Raw genomic sequence first — 14,137 nt, forward strand, 5'->3', positions numbered from 1 at the left:
GAACCGAAAAAACAGCCCTGCATGCATTTCACGAGCAATGTCAGGTCGAAAACCCCGTCAATAGAACCGTCGCCGCCAGCAGTCCGGCCCAGGCAATCAGCACAATTCCGATCGCTACTGGAAAGACGCGGCTTGGAAATGTCTTTTCGAGAGCCATGACCGCGCCGAGCAGAGCGATCCAGAGGATGTTCATCAGCCCGACGGCGAACATCACCGTCATCACGGCCCAGCAGCAGCCGAGACACACCCGGCCCTGCACCAGCCCTTCCCGGAACCCCGCGGCGAGAGCCCCGTCCTTCGTCTCACCGGCAAAGACCCAGCGGGGATACCAACACCGCTGCAGGCAGGCCCGCTTGGCCGGTGTAAACTGATACAGCCCGGCCGCGAACAACACCGTGGTGGTCAACGCCAGGCTTGCTGGTGCCATCATGTCCGTCAGGGCGCCGATTTTGGTCAGCAGAAATTGCGCAAGGCTTGCGACAAGCGCATAGCCCAGCCAGACCGCCAGGTAGCCGAGAGCGGCAAAGACGACCGGCAGGGCCGAGGAGAAACCCGCCTCGCCCGGCCGCTCCGTTTCGGCCGAATAGCTTCGCAGCATCGGTGTGGCCGTCGGCAGCATCATGGCCATGGCCATCATGGCCCACATCAGGAATATCTTGCCCAGATCGGTGAAGGTCATCGCCGGATCCGGCATGCCGAACGTGGTGCCGGTCGGCAGGCAGATGACGGCGAGCGCTGCGCGCGCTTCTGCCGACAAGCCTCTGAAGAGGTTGAACTCGTTGAACATCCCCATCCAGGGCCCGGCTTCGCTCATGTCCATGAGCGGGACCATGTCCGCGACCATTGCGGCAAGGTAGGCCCACCCACCGAGACTGAGGATCAGGACAAACGCGACCACAAGAGGCCATCCCCGGCCATTGGGGTTCTCCGGGAAAGGAGAATTTGTGCTGGTCACATGTGACATGTCGAAGGACCGGTATCTGTGCAACGCATTGTCGATAAGCTTCTGATAGCCGATTTGCGGGGACGGCGAATTGATCTTGCTCATCGTCGCGACCTTACCAAATATAGATTTTAATGTACCGGTGTGAGGGATGCGTGCTTTCGTCCCGTTGCAATCTTTCAGCAAAGGGGCAATCAGATGCCTGACAAGCGTGTTGAGTCGGGTGAAAATATGCCAGGGAAAAAACAGACCGACTTCTTTGATGTCGCCGTTGTCGGTGGCGGTCCGTCCGGCCGTATCACCGCACTGACGCTGGCCAAACGGGGACTTTCCTGTGTGCTTGTCGCTCCGGCGGCCCCGCGCCCGGACGGCAGGACGACCGCGCTGTGGCAGAAGTCGATCTCGCTGCTAGACGAAATCGGTGTCTGGCAGAGCATCAGGGACAACGCGGCTCAGCTCAAGAAAATGCGGATGATCGATGATACCGGTCGGCTGATCCATGCCCCGGAAGTGGTCTTCGACAGTTCCGAGCTTGAGTTGGAAGAGTTCGGTTTCAATATCTTAAACAACGATCTTAATGCGGTTCTCGAAGAAAGATGTGCCGCGCAGAAAAATCTGACGGTTGTTCCCGGCCTTGTCAGTTCGGCCGCGTTCGGCAGAGAGCATGCCGTTCTGACGACCGCCAATGATAAAACGATCAAGGCCCGGCTCGTCGTGGCAGCGGACGGGCGGAATTCCCTGCTCCGCGAGACAGTCGGGATCGACGTAAAGCGGTGGTCCTATCCTCAGGTGGCCGTGGTGCTCAATCTCGAGCACCGGCTTCCGCACCACAATGTGTCAACCGAGTTCCATACCCCCACTGGTCCATTCACTCTTGTGCCCCTGCCCGGCCGTCAGTCGTCGCTCGTTTGTGTCGAAACCGCCGAGGGCGCTCAACGTCTTCTGACAATGAGCACCTCTGAACTGGAGCTGGAACTGGAGCGGCGCGCGCATTCCATTCTTGGATGGTTCAAGCTTGCGTCCAAAGCGCAGAGTTTTCCTCTCGCCGGTCTCACGGCAACCAGGCTCACGGCAGACCGCCTGGCGCTCGTCGGCGAAACCGCACATGTCTTTCCGCCGATCGGCGCACAGGGGCTCAATCTCTCCCTGCGCGATATCTCGGATCTCGGCAATGTCCTCTCAAAGGCACTTGCCAGGAACCAGGACATCGGCAGCAGTGCCGTCCTGGCAGGCTATGAGACCAGGCGCAGGAGCGATATCCGCTCCAGGACAAACGCGGTCGATGCGCTCAACCGGTCTCTGCTGACCGGTTTCCTGCCGGTACAGTTGGCCCGTGGTGCAGGCATGTATTTCGCGGGCAAAGTCGGGCCGTTGCGCAGGCTGCTCATGCGCGAAGGAATGGCACCGGGTGCCGGGTTCGAGCTTTTCCGGTAGATCTCCGCCGGCCCCATTCTCAAACTGTCTGTGGCGCTGCCGGCGGCGCGCCACGGGTTACGGGTGAGAGCGCCTTTTCGCTGCCGGCTTTCGCTTCTTTGAGCGATAGGTGAGCGCCATCGTGATCATTTGACGAAGTTCATCCTCCGGCAATGGCTCTTCAAGCGTGAAATGGACGCTGCGGTTGCTGCCATAGGTCAGGTGCGGAAACATGGCCTGCCATTCGGAGACGAGCGACGTTTGGCAATTCACATAGAGGGCGAAATCGCCCTGGCCGGAATTGTCCCGATCGATGCGAATGGCCGTACCCGTCTGCGGCTTCACCGTCAGAAAGCTTGGCTGGCCCCATTTCAGGGCCTCTTCAAGTTGGCCGATCTCGCGGTTCTGGCCAGCCGTGTCGTGGATCAGGTCACGCAGGCGCAGTAGCGCCTGCCTCACCTCACCGGGATAGCTGTCGAGAACCGCCAAAACGCTGGTCGAGAATGTCATGACGGACGGCCTGTATCCATAACCTGCTTGATCATGCCTCTCACTGGAGAGGAAGGATACCGCTTGTCACGGCCCATATGAAACCCGTGACGGTGACGATGGAGACCGTCGTTCCGATCAGTACGAAACTGGACGCGCGCTGAACATAGGTCCCGTATTGCTGCGCGATGACGAAGACGTTGGTTGCCGGAGGCAGGCAGGCCATCAGCACGGCTGTCGCGATCCAGTTCGGCTCGATACCGCCAATCCACGTGAGCAGAAGGAATACCAGGATCGGGTGCAGCAGCAGCTTGACCGCCAGCACCAGGGGGAGTTCCAACGGGATGCGCCCGATCGGGCGAAGAGCGATGCTTACCCCCATGGCAAACAGGGCGCAGGGTGCAGCAGCGTTGCTGAGATACCGCAGCAGGGTATCGATCGCCTGGGGCGGTCGCAGTTCCAGGGCCGCGGCCAGAACGCCTGCAATCGTTGCCAGAATGAACGGATGAGTGAAGATCCGCAGCACGATCTGCTTGAGTGTACTTGAAATCGGCTCGTTTTCCGTGCCCGCCAGCGCCATCAGCAAAGGCGCAAGGATGAACATAAGAGCGTTGTCGAAGGCCAGGATCAGGGCGGTCGGCACCGTCGCCTGCTCCCCAAGCACGGCGAGCGTCAGACCCGGACCCATATAGCCGACATTCGAATAGGCCCCGGCAATGCCGAGTATGGTGGATTCGCCGATGCTGCCGCGCGTTGCCACCACGCCGATGCAGAAGGAAATGGCAAAGACGATATAGGTCGTGAATGTCGTAGCGCCGACGAACGTGATGTTGGCCAGTTGCTCAAACGGTGTTTCGGACAGCAACCTGAAGAACAGCGCCGGCAGAGCCAGATAGATGACGAAGAAATTCATCCAGCTGAGACCGGATTCCGGCAGGTGCCGGAGTTTTCCCGCACCAAATCCCAAAAGGATCAGCCCGAAAAACGGAAGGGCCAGTGTGATGACGTCCTGCATTCGAGTTCCAGAGATTAATTAGACGACAGGTTGGCGGGGAACGAAGTTTTCAAGGCGCTTGCATCTTGCGTCATGCTTGGAGTAATGACCCGTGACTCACAGGTCGGCACGGCGACCCGCATTCCAATCAGGTCTGAGACCGCATCGCAAGTGCCCAAACAGGCAGACAGGGTTGGAGATAGCCTTTTCCGGAAGAAAGGGCTCAAAAGGTTTTAGAGCATTTGGCCCGGATGTCGCGGAAAATAAAAGAGCGCAAATCACCCAGACTGACTGCTGTTCAGAATCGGGTCGAAGGGATCGCGCTGAAGGTGGCTATCTGGTTGTTCCGGTTGATTCCGGTCGATGTCGCCTCCTTTGTGATGGGTGCGTTCTGGCGACGGCTGGCTCCGTTCAATCCAAGGCATAAAAGGGCGCTCAAGCATCTGAAACAGGCGTTTCCGGACATGAGCGCCGATGAGCGGGAAGCCATTGTCAGGGGCATGTGGCAGAACCTCGGACGCGTCGCCGCCGAGACATTCCACATCGACCGACTGCTTCAGCAGGATGACCGCTTCGAGATCGATCCCGACGAAATCACGGCTCAGGTTCTTTATGAAGGCAGAGCCTGCGTTTTCGTATCCTTCCACAGCGCGAACTGGGAGCTGTGCGTCCAGCCGGCGGTTCGGGAGGGTGTCGAGATCACGGGGGTCTACCAGGCGCTTCGCAATCCGGAAGCGGACAAGGCTCTGAGACAATTGCGGCAGACGCTCTACAAGGGCGGGTTGCTTTCAAAGAGCCACCAGACCGCAAGGAAAATCGTCAGCACGGTGAAAAACGGGGGCGTGGTGGCCATGATGGGCGATCTGCGGGAAACCCGGGGCGTCCAGGTGCCGTTTTTCGGCCGGATGGCGTATGCTACACCGGTCCCGGCTTCGCTCGCACGAACCTGTAACGTTCCCATTATCCTTGGACGCGTCATCCGGAAGGAGGGCGTCAAATTCCGGGTCGAGGGCCGCGCAATTTCCGTGCCCGTTACCGATGACCGGCAGGCCGATATTCAGGCGGCCACAGCCCAGATGCATGAAGTCTTTGAAAGCTGGATCCGCGAACATCCGGAACAATGGATGTGGATCCACAAGAAATGGGCTTCTCCCGGCAAATCTTCGTCGATCAAACAGGCCCGCCGGGCCTCCGCCACGAACGCAGTCGATCGCGAGAGCTGACGAGAAGCGGCGCGTTCACCTTTCGGTGGATGGTTGCAGCGCAGCATAAACGCTATAGCTATGGGACGAACAGGCGGAGGAAGCTGTTTCATGAAAACCCCAAGCGCATTCTACAAACCGCTCGCCATCGGCGCTCCGGAGCCGTACCGCGAGCTGCCCGTGTCACTGGAGCGGATGATCCACTTCGTCCCGCCCCATATCGAGAAGATGCGCGCCAAGGTGCCGGAGCTGATCACCAAGGTCGACGTGGTGCTGGGAAATCTGGAAGACGCCATTCCAGCCGATGCCAAGACCGACGCGCGGAACGGCTTCATTCAGATGGCGCGGGAAAACGAGTTCGGGTCGACCGGGCTGTGGACCCGTGTGAATTGCCTGAACAGCCCCTGGTTTTTCGACGATATTCTGGAGATTGTACCGGCTGTCGGCGACAAGCTCGACGTCATCATGCTTCCCAAGGTCGAGGGGCCCTGGGACATTCACTATCTCGATCAATTGCTGGCGCAACTCGAAGCCCGGGCAGGCTTTTCCAGGCCGATCATGATCCATGCGATCCTCGAAACGGCCCAGGGCGTGAAGAATGTCGAGGAGATCGCGGCGGCGAGCCCGCGCATGCATGGCATGAGCCTGGGCCCTGCCGATCTGGCGGCTTCCAGAGGCATGAAGACCACCCGCGTCGGCGGCGGACATCCCGATTATGCGGTTCTGTCGGACAACAACGACGGGGGCGTGCGCACCGCCCATCAGCAGGACCTTTGGCACTATACGGTCGGCAAAATGGTGGATGCCTGCCTGTCATATGGTCTGAAGCCGTTCTACGGCCCTTTCGGAGACTTCTCCGATACGGCAGCCTGCGAAAGTCAGTTCCGCAATGCCTTCCTGATGGGGTGCCTGGGAGCGTGGTCCCTGCATCCCACCCAGATCGACATCGCCAAAAGGGTCTTTTCTCCCGAGCCGGACGAAGTCGCGTTTGCCAAAAGGATCCTCGAGGCAATGCCCGACGGGACAGGTGCCGTCATGATCGACGGGAAAATGCAGGACGACGCAACCTGGAAACAAGCAAAAGTGATTGTCGATCTGGCCAAACTCGTTGCCTCCAAGGACAGGGAACTGGCGGAGGTCTACGGTCTTTAGGAATTCGCAAGGCTCCGTGGATAAGGTTTAATGTTACAGCGCTTGCAAGCAGGTTGCCGACACGGTATCCCGGCATTGCATGCAGTAGGCGGACGAATAACCATGCGAACGGCAAAATTCAGAATAGGCCAGGTCGTCCGGCACCGGATCTACCCTTTCCGGGGTGTTATCTTTGATGTCGACCCGACCTTCAGCAACACGGAAGAATGGTGGGACGCGATCCCCGAGGACGTGCGCCCGCAGCGTGACCAGCCTTTTTACCATCTCCTCGCCGAAAACGAGGAGACGGAATACGTTGCATATGTCAGTGAACAGAACCTGGAACCGGATCTGACCGGAGAGCCGATACGTCACCCTCAAGTGGAAGAAATATTCGAGGAGCAGACGGACGGATCGTACCTGCCGCGCAGCGTGGAGATCCACTAGCGCAGCCCGTGGTGTTCATGATTGCTCATACAACAAAGGCCGGAACATTTGTTCCGGCCTTTTGCGTCTCCGTCACACAGGGCCTGCTACTGGGCGTCTTTCTGTGCGTCGATCAGTTTCTGGCGGGCTTCGTCAGCGCGTTTCTGCAGTTCGCTTTGCAGTTCTTCCTGGCGCTTTTGCAGGTCGGCGAGGTTCATCGGTTCGCCGTCGTATACCTTGGTGAAGCCGACGAGAGTCATCTTGAAGACGATTTCCTTGGCCTGCTGGTTGTAGGGCGCCACGCGAATTTCGCTGCCCTGCTTCATCGCGTTGATGAAGGAGTCGTCAATCGCGAGTTCGGCATAGCAGGCATTCGGTGCACAAATGCTGTACTTGGCCTGAACCGGCTTGCTTTCGTCGATCTGGATGCGCAGGCCCGGCTGGATCAGAACGCCGGTGGGCACGGCAACGAGAAGCTTCTTGCGGGCTTCGCCTTCCGTTTCCTGAATGGCGATGTTGCTCAGGAACTGACCGGTGTTGGTGCGCAGTTCAATCGAGATGAAGCAGATTTCTTTCTGCGTATTCGGATTGGTGTTGCACGCCTTCGTCCAAGGGCTCTTTTCCTGCTGATCCTGGGCGATTGCGGGAGCACCTGCGAAAGAAGACATCGCAAGGAGCGCACCTGTTGCGCATCCGAACAATCTTCTTTTCAAAACACTCTTCATCGAAACGTCCTCAATCGTGCGTGTGCGAACTTTCGCGTTGTTCTGAGGCATTCCGGAACCAACCGCAAGGCCCGTTAGAACAATCAAACCGTGAAATGATGGTAACGCACCTAATTTGGGCAAGAGGGTGGCCGATTTGCAACGCAGGCCCAAAGGGGGAATCAAATCTGAATATCTTCTTGTTTCTGGCTTGTGCCAGGCGCGTCCAGGTTAACCATGTGGTAGTGTGAACGGTGAGAATCAACAGAATTCCGGGCTGTGGTTATGCGTTTTCTCAAGACTAGCGACTTTCTCTATTGCAGCGGCAAAGCCCGTTGCATGGCTGTTGTTGCGGCCGCTTTTTGCGCCTTTTTCGCTCCGATGCAGGCCTTTGCCAATGATGAGGACGTGCCGTGGACCCATGGAATTTCCATGCACGGCTCCCCTGCCCTCGGCCCCGGCGAACCGCTTCCCTACGCGAACCCCGACGCGCCGAAAGGCGGGTCGATTACGCTTGGCGTTCAGGGCACTTTTGACAGTTTGAATTCTTTCATCGTCCAGGGGGGCTGGACATCGGCGCGCGGCATGCGCGAGCGGGAATTCGGCAACAATATTCTGGAAAGCCTAATGGTCCGCTCCTATGCGGAACCGTTTTCCCTCTATGGTCTTCTCGCTCAACGCGTGAGAATGCCAGAAAGCCGGGAATGGATTGAATTCGAGCTCAATCCGGATGCCAGGTTCTCCGACGGCTCGCCCGTGACCGTCGAGGACGTTATCTTTTCGCTGGACGTGATCCGCGACAAGGGCCGCCCGCCCTACCGGAACTGGTATGCGGAAATCGCCGAAAAGGAGATTACCGGCGAGCGCCGTCTGAAACTGGTGTTCAAGAATGGCGAAAACCGGGAATTGCCGCTGCTGATCGCCCTGGCGCCGATCTATTCGAAGAAGCACACGGATGCGGAGAATTTCGACAAGTCGTCCCTCAACCCGCCTGTCGGCTCTGGTCCCTACACGTTCAAGACCATCGAGCCCGGACGTGTGGTGGTCTATGAGAAAAACCCGGACTATTGGGCGAAGGACCTCCCGGTAAAGGCAGGATTCGACAATTTCGACGAGATGCGGATCGAGTATTTCCGCGATGAAACCACTCTGCAGGAGGCCTTCAAGAAAGGCCTGGTCGATGCGCTGCAATTCCGCGAACCCGGGCGTTGGGCCACCGGCCTGGATTTTCCCGCGGTCAAGAGCGGAGATGTGGCCAAGCTGGAAGTGCCGCTTGGGATCCCCGCTGCTACGCAGGGCATCGCCTTCAATACGCGGCGGGAACAGTTTTCGGACAGGAACGTGCGCAAGGCCCTGCGCATGCTGTTCGATTTCGAATGGGTCAATCGCAATCTCTATCACGGCCTCTACAAGCGCACCGCCGGGTATTGGGACAATTCCGAACTCTCCTCGATCGGACGGCCGGCCAATGACCGGGAAAAGGAGCTTCTGGCGCCCTTCCCGGATGCGGTCGACCCGGATGTCATGGCCGGGACGTGGCGACCGGCAGAAGCTGACGGGTCCGGCCGCGACCGCAAGGTACTGCGCGCGGCGCTCGACGAGTTTGCGAAGGCCGGCTACAGTCTGAAGGACGGAAAGCTCGTTCACGAGGATACCGGCAGGCGCCTGACCTTCGAAATACTCGCCAAGAACGAGGACGAAGAGAAGCTGGCCTTGGCCTACATCCGCAGCCTTGAGCTTGTCGGCGTCGAGGCCTCGGTTCGGAGTGTCGATCCTGCGCAGTTCGAGGACCGCAGAACCAAGCGCGACTTCGATATGGTGTTCAACACCTGGACTGCGTCGCTCTCGCCCGGCGCGGAACAATACGGACGCTGGTCGTCCGAGGCCGCGGATGCGGAAGGCTCCTTCAATTTCGTGGGGGCAAAGGAACCTGCGATCGATGCGCTGATCGATGAAATCGTGGGCGCGCGCAGCCGTGAACATTTCGTGGATGCGGTCAGAGCTTTCGACCGCGTGCTCATATCGGGCGCCTATTCCGTTCCGCTCTACCACGTTGCGGACGACTGGGTTGCGCATTGGAAAAAGGTGGTACCGCCCGAGCAGCATTCCCTTTACGGGCATGAATTCGATACTTGGTGGTCTGCCGAGGCTGAATGATCGGACCAATGGACGAAAGATCAAATGAAAGTCACTGATGAGAGCCTTTCCAAAGAGTATCACGAGAGCGGGGCCTGGTCCGACTTGCCGCTCGATGAACTCTTCCGGCAGACGGCTGGCAAACACCCTTCGCGGCTCGCGCTTGTTGACGCCCCGGATAGGGAGGTCTGGACCGGCGGCGCGCCCCGGCAACTGACCTATGCGCAGGCAGACCGGGAAATCGACCGGTTGGCTGCCTTTTACAGAATGGTCGGCCTGACCGCCGATCATGTGATCGGTGTGCAGGCGCCCAACACGGTCGACACGGTTATTGCGGTCCTGGCGGCGTTGCGTGCGGATCTGATCGTTTCTCCCCTGCCGCTCCACTGGCGGCAGAAGAACGTTCTGGAAGCGCTGAATTCGATCGGTGCGAAAGGGTTCATCGCCGCCGACCGAGTGGAGACACGCAATGTCGCAACCGCGGCCCGGGATGTTGCGGCGGATCTGTTTTCGCTCCGCTTCGTCTTCGGGCTGGGCAAGGACATTCCGGACGGGCTGATCGAGCTCGGTCCGATGCTGGCGGAAATGGGCGAAGGCCTCGAGTTCACGCCCGCGGAGCGTCCCGATCCTGCCGATCATACCGCAACGATCTGCTGGAGCCGCAGCGGCGAGGAAAACGTTCCGGTCACCCGGTGTCACAATCACTGGATCGCCGCTTCGCAGATGGTGATCGGTGAAGCGCATATCAAAGATGCGAGCGCAATTCTGGTGCCTTATTCGCTCAGCGGATTGACGGGATTGGGCGGCGGGCTGGTTCCCTGGCTCTGCACGGGCGGCACGCTTCATCTTCACCACCCGACTTCCCTGGCCAACCTTGCAGCACATGCCAATTCCGTGAAGGCGGATGTGGTCATAACGCCGGGTCCGCTGGCGCAGACGCTGGACCGGAAGCTCAGCGACAACAAGACCACCATCCTGGCGGCCTGGAACATTGCGGCCCCTCACCCGAGCACCTTTGTGGCCCGGCGGCGGCTTGTCGACGTGCATATCGCCGACGAATTCGCACTGGTGGCCAAGGCGCGCGGACCATCGGCCAAGATGAAGGCGACCGCGCTGGGAAAGTATAGCGGGCCGAACGGGTGTGAAAGCGGGCCAGCCCTCCTGGAAATAGCAGTCACCGACGAAGTCGAGGAGCAGGCGCCGACACTTCTGGTAAAAGGGCCCATGGTCCCTGAAACCGGCTGGCGCACGATCAGCAGCGAAGAGCGCCGTGTCCGGTGGGAGGGAACCGGGTACCTCAACACCAACATCAAGGTGGAACTGGTCGAGGGCGGCATCGCGGGCTTCGGCATACCGGGTCTTTATGCCTTGGGCACCGGAAATCTGGAAACGATCGACCTCATCTATACCAGCTACCAGGGGATCAAGGAGGCGGCTGCATTCATCGTGGAAGCTCCGGTCCTGGGTGCGAGAATGTATGCCGCCCTCGTGCCGGAACCCGGGAACGTTCCCGACGCCGGTGCGTTTTTTGCTTATCTGGATGCCGCAGGCGTGGATCTGGCGAAGATCCCTTATCGCGTGCTGATTTTACAGTCGCTGCCGCGGAATCAGGACGGAACGATTTGCCGTGAACGGTTGACTATGCGAACCCAGCGGCAGCCCGCCGCAGTCGCATAAGGTGGGGACGAGGAATGGACGTCGAAACCTCGCTTTCCTGGCGCGGGCCTTATTGGTATGCGGGGCGGCGTCCCAGGAGAAGCAACACTGGTGATGCACCGGAAGACCTCGATGTTGCGCTCTTGAAGATGTTCGAGCGCGGCAGCAATCTGCCGACCGCGCTTCCGGCGGCGATTGTCGTCGACGTGGAGTCACTCGAAGCGGGCCGGCATGACGGCTTTTTCGACTGGCTTCGCGCGCAGATAGATACTCTTGCCGCGGAAGTTCCCAGTTATCTGCTGACCGGCAGCGATGATGTTCTCCCCGAAGAGCTGCAGGCGACCGCCATTATCGACCGGGTGGTTCCCGACGATGTGCTCATGATGCTTATCTGCATCCATCAGCGCGCCTTGCTGCGGTCCGAGGAAGCACAGCATCGGCGCCAGGTATTCGGCCGGATCCCGGGGTTCGGCACGGCGCCGCATCACTCCGGGACAAGCAGTCTGCTGGTCGTGGGAGTGAGCGGCAGGTTCCTGGAGTGGCAGGACGCCAGCGATCAGAAGTCCGAGGTCGTCGGCGCCTTCGACGGCAATCTGGCCGTCGAGTTCATGTCAAAGCGTGCCTTCGACGCGGTGGTGGTCGACGCGCCATATGAAGATGCAGTCGATTACATGCAACAGATCCGGAGGGATGCGCGTTTTGCCGGATTGCCCGTACTGGCCGTTTGCGAGCGGGAGGAGGATCTGGTCGGCCTGTTCCGTCACGGCGCATCGGACGTGCTGGTGGGCGAGAACCGCAAGGAAACCCTGGCACAGCGATTGAGGTCCGCAATCCGGTTCGGCAAGCGGCGCCGACTGGCCGACAAGATCCTGGCGGAAAGCCGCATGTGGCTGCGCCAGCAGATCAACAAGGGCGGGCTCGCGATTGAGATTTACTCGAACTACCTTCAGGTCTGCAGCGACGCTTTGGCCGTCCGGGGCCTGGACCTGTGGGAAATGCGCCTGGAGCCGGAAAGCTTCGGGATAGCCGTTGGTTCGCCGGAGGAGCGGGACGAGATCAATACGACCTTGCTTTCCATTGCCGACGCGACAAGCCGCGACGAGGATCTGGTGTGCCTTGTGCGCGATATCGGGCCGGTTGCGGTACTGAAGAACGAGGCTGGGATCACCCCGTTGCAAAAGCGGATCGAAGCAATCCTGACCCACACGGTGCGTTAGCCTTCATACTAATAGATTGGCCCTGCAAATCAGTTGACCTGTGTGTCAAACTCCTGAACAGGAGTTTGGCGATGTCTGACAGTATTGGGCCCAACGATTTGAAGTTTTCGGAGATTCAGCGTCTTGCGGCAACGCGGGGCAATGCGCGTGGCGATGAACGGCATGTGATCAGTTGCGCTTTAGGTGTCATTCCTGCGGCGCATCCGGATTAAGAAGATCAGGCACGCCCGCCTGACGCTCCTCGCTGACCTTCTCCTCGATCTGGGTCAATCTTTCGGTATTGCCCAGTTCAGAACTCTCTACTGTGTCTCGACGCGCCCGGGGTGCCGGTTCCCCTGCTGTCGCTTCCAGTCCTCCTGGGGCCATGCGAATCCGGTAAGTCGGTTCCGGCAGTTCGAAGCCCTTCTCCTCAAGAGCCCTTTTCACCAGACGGATGGCTTCGCTTCTCGCGCGATGAAAGTCGTTCTTGGTCTGATCAATCCAGCCGGCATACCAGATGATGATGGAGGAATCGCCCACATCCTCGACCCACGACAGTGTCTCCGGATCGTCGAGCACAAATGGGAGCCCTTTCAGGGCGGAAATGCCGGTCTCCAAGGCTTCTGCAATATTCGCATCTGGGTTGATCCCAAGCCGGAAATCGAACCTTCTCTGCGAATTGCGCGTGAAATTGGTAATGGTCGATTTGAACACGACCGCATTGGGAATGCGGACATGATTCCCCGCAAGTGTCATGATGATCGTTGCCCGCGATGTGAGCCTGATCACCAGTCCCTCGTACCCCTCTATGATCACGTGATCATTGGGAAAGAACGGTTGCCTGATGCTCAGCATGATCGAGGAGATGTAATTCTCGATCGTGTCGCGTACTGCAAACCCCAACGCCAGCCCGAAAATACCCGCAGCGCCGAGAACGGTGCCGATCAGTGCGGTCGCGCCCAGAAAGTCAAGAGCAACGACCAGTCCGGCGGCGATGCTCAAGATGCGAACCGCCTGCCGCAACAAGTCGGCGACGAAACCGTTCGGGGCGATCCGGTCCCACGGCCAGGCAAGACTTGCGACCCTGTAACCGGCGGCTGCGAAGACGCCCACAATTGCCAACGCGACCAGAACCACGGGTAACAGCCTGTTGAGGTCGAACAGACGCTCTGCCAGCCTGCTGGCCGCCGGCCAGAAGCGATTCGAGACCGACGTCTCGATGGCAATTTCGTTTTCGACCGCAGCGACGCCCTGCACACGTTCGGCCAGTCTTTCGGCCCTTGCGGCGCTCTCCTGCTGCAATACCGGTCCCGACAATGTCACGACGCCTGAACGGACCGACACTGCGACGGACCCCAGCCCGTCGATCTCGCCAAACAATCGGGTAATCCGCTCCTGGATTGCCTGGTCCTGACCATCCTGATCTCCGATCGCGATCATTCCGCCGTCAGGCGGGACGGTTTCCTGAGACATGGCGATTGGCGCGATGATCGCGGCGGAGGCGAAAACGATGAATAAGACAGAGAGCCGAATGATCAGACCGGCCGGGCCGAAAGAGCCTGACTGTCGGAATATGAATGAATTCAATCGTGACCGCTCGGCCCCGGCTTGCCGATCCATCAGTTTAGCTCCGATCCGACGCATTTCTCCAGGCCCGCCAAAGCCCGCCACCTGTTGCAGCCAAGCAAGTGGCTTAGAAACAACCAGAATATAGAAACACACTTGTGCATGGACGCCAATTTCCTGCGTGCGCTCGGTATTGTTGGGTGCAGTTTTTTGGCAGTTCGGCGTCGACGGTCGCAAGAGCTGCCCATCTTCGTGGTGAAGAAAGGGGTTGGATCGCGGCG

The 14,137-nt window shown here is 59.3% G+C and carries 12 protein-coding genes; 7 read left to right on the plus strand and 5 right to left on the minus strand.

The genetic code is table 11. The features are described 5' to 3' along the window. Positions 1–40 precede the first annotated feature (40 nt). Positions 41–1,048 (minus strand): DUF2182 domain-containing protein, encoded by a 1,008-nt coding sequence (locus tag ON753_RS10000; RefSeq protein ID WP_265962369.1) that lies wholly within the window; start codon positions 1,046–1,048, stop codon positions 41–43. 126 nt (positions 1,049–1,174) lie between these two features. Between ON753_RS10000 and ON753_RS10005 the strand changes: the two genes are divergently transcribed. After that, positions 1,175–2,377 (plus strand): UbiH/UbiF family hydroxylase, encoded by a 1,203-nt coding sequence (locus ON753_RS10005; protein ID WP_265962370.1) that lies wholly within the window; start codon positions 1,175–1,177, stop codon positions 2,375–2,377. Between the two features lie 57 nt (positions 2,378–2,434). Here ON753_RS10005 and ON753_RS10010 read toward each other — a convergent pair whose 3' ends face one another. Together ON753_RS10010 and ON753_RS10015 are read right to left on the minus strand one after the other, a co-directional pair. Next, positions 2,435–2,866 carry a DUF1801 domain-containing protein gene (locus tag ON753_RS10010; RefSeq protein ID WP_265962371.1) on the minus strand — a complete coding sequence of 144 codons (432 nt, stop codon included), beginning with the start codon at positions 2,864–2,866 and terminating at the stop codon, positions 2,435–2,437. 40 nt (positions 2,867–2,906) lie between these two features. Then, positions 2,907–3,860 carry an AEC family transporter gene (locus tag ON753_RS10015; protein ID WP_265962372.1) on the minus strand — a complete coding sequence of 318 codons (954 nt, stop codon included), beginning with the start codon at positions 3,858–3,860 and terminating at the stop codon, positions 2,907–2,909. A gap of 308 nt (positions 3,861–4,168) precedes the next feature. On the opposite strand from ON753_RS10015, the gene ON753_RS10020 reads away from it, so the two are divergent. The 3 genes from ON753_RS10020 (at position 4,169) to hspQ (ending at position 6,619) form a co-directional block, all read left to right on the plus strand. Beyond that, complete coding sequence (locus ON753_RS10020) at positions 4,169–5,062, plus strand: lysophospholipid acyltransferase family protein (RefSeq protein WP_265962373.1); 894 nt, start codon at positions 4,169–4,171, stop codon at positions 5,060–5,062. Positions 5,063–5,152: 90 nt separating this feature from the next. Continuing rightward, positions 5,153–6,193, plus strand: a complete 1,041-nt coding sequence (locus ON753_RS10025; protein WP_265962374.1) for an HpcH/HpaI aldolase/citrate lyase family protein — start codon at positions 5,153–5,155, stop codon at positions 6,191–6,193. 102 nt (positions 6,194–6,295) lie between these two features. After that, positions 6,296–6,619, plus strand: coding sequence for a heat shock protein HspQ (gene hspQ, locus ON753_RS10030; protein WP_265962375.1), 324 nt, complete (start codon positions 6,296–6,298; stop codon positions 6,617–6,619). 86 nt (positions 6,620–6,705) lie between these two features. Here hspQ and ON753_RS10035 read toward each other — a convergent pair whose 3' ends face one another. After that, the gene (locus ON753_RS10035) at positions 6,706–7,488 is read right to left on the minus strand and encodes an invasion associated locus B family protein (RefSeq protein ID WP_265962376.1); all 783 of its coding nucleotides are present in this window, start codon (positions 7,486–7,488) and stop codon (positions 6,706–6,708) included. Positions 7,489–7,641: 153 nt separating this feature from the next. Here ON753_RS10035 and ON753_RS10040 point away from each other — a divergent pair, with 153 nt between their 5' ends. The 3 genes from ON753_RS10040 to ON753_RS10050 are packed head-to-tail and all read left to right on the plus strand — an operon-like array spanning position 7,642 to position 12,311. Continuing rightward, positions 7,642–9,459 carry an extracellular solute-binding protein gene (locus ON753_RS10040; protein ID WP_265962377.1) on the plus strand — a complete coding sequence of 606 codons (1,818 nt, stop codon included), beginning with the start codon at positions 7,642–7,644 and terminating at the stop codon, positions 9,457–9,459. 24 nt (positions 9,460–9,483) lie between these two features. Beyond that, on the plus strand, positions 9,484–11,115 hold the full coding sequence (locus ON753_RS10045; RefSeq protein ID WP_265962378.1) for a class I adenylate-forming enzyme family protein: 1,632 nt from the start codon (positions 9,484–9,486) through the stop codon (positions 11,113–11,115). A 14-nt stretch (positions 11,116–11,129) separates the two neighbouring features. Next, a complete protein-coding gene (locus tag ON753_RS10050; RefSeq protein WP_265962379.1) occupies positions 11,130–12,311 on the plus strand; it encodes a PleD family two-component system response regulator in 1,182 nt (393 codons plus the stop codon). A gap of 186 nt (positions 12,312–12,497) precedes the next feature. On the opposite strand, the gene ON753_RS10055 is transcribed toward ON753_RS10050, so the two are convergent. Beyond that, positions 12,498–14,093: a mechanosensitive ion channel family protein gene (locus ON753_RS10055; protein ID WP_265962380.1), complete on the minus strand. Its 1,596-nt coding sequence runs from the start codon at positions 14,091–14,093 to the stop codon at positions 12,498–12,500. Positions 14,094–14,137 lie beyond the last annotated feature (44 nt).

This window comes from Roseibium salinum, assembly GCF_026240905.1.
Classification (GTDB): Bacteria; Pseudomonadota; Alphaproteobacteria; order Rhizobiales; family Stappiaceae; genus Roseibium; species Roseibium salinum.